The organism is Roseateles sp. P5_E1 (assembly GCF_054049335.1).
In genome coordinates, this window is the sequence record NZ_JBFUMN010000247.1 from 1 (window position 1) to 654 (window position 654).

1 protein-coding gene is annotated in these 654 nt (G+C 68.5%); it reads left to right on the forward strand.

Annotated elements, in window-relative coordinates:
* Positions 1–654, forward strand: a 654-nt coding sequence (locus ACXJKJ_RS30850; RefSeq protein ID WP_457395333.1) for an acyltransferase family protein, incomplete at both ends; no start/stop codon positions are given.

Below are 654 nucleotides of genomic sequence, written 5' to 3' on the forward strand. Positions count from 1 at the left end.
CAGGCGCATTGTTGGGGGTCAGCAACCTGGTGCTGGCCTGGCAGCAGGATGGCTACTTCTCGCCGGGCGCCGACCTCAACCCCTTCCTGCACACCTGGACGCTCGGGGTGGAAGAACAGTTCTACCTGCTGTTTCCGTTCGTGTACTTCGTCTGGCTGCAGCACCGCCGGACCCACGCGGCCGCGCGCTGGCTGTTGCCGGTATTGGCCGCGGCGTCGCTGGCGATCGCCGCCGTGCAGGCGACCACCGCGCCAGCATCGGCGTTTTACCTGCTGCCGGCACGGTTGTGGGAGCTGGCCGCAGGCGCATTGTTGTACCAGCGCGTGATGACCCACGGCGCACCTGCGCGCTGGCGGCTGTGGGCGCTGCCAGGCCTGCTGATGGTGGCGCTGGGCTTCGGGTTCGCGTCCCGGTTCTCGTTTCCCTTCCCGGGCGCGCTGATCACCGTGGCTGGCACGCTGATGCTGCTGGCCGCCGCCGCCGCCGACGACACCGACCGCGCACGGTCATCGGTTCTGAGCGGGCTGCAATGGCGGCCGCTGGTCTACATCGGCGTGTTGTCCTACTCGCTCTATCTCTGGCACTGGCCGTTGCTGGTGCTGCTGCGCTGGACCTACGGCATGCAGGGCATCGCGTTGTGGGCCTACCCGGTCG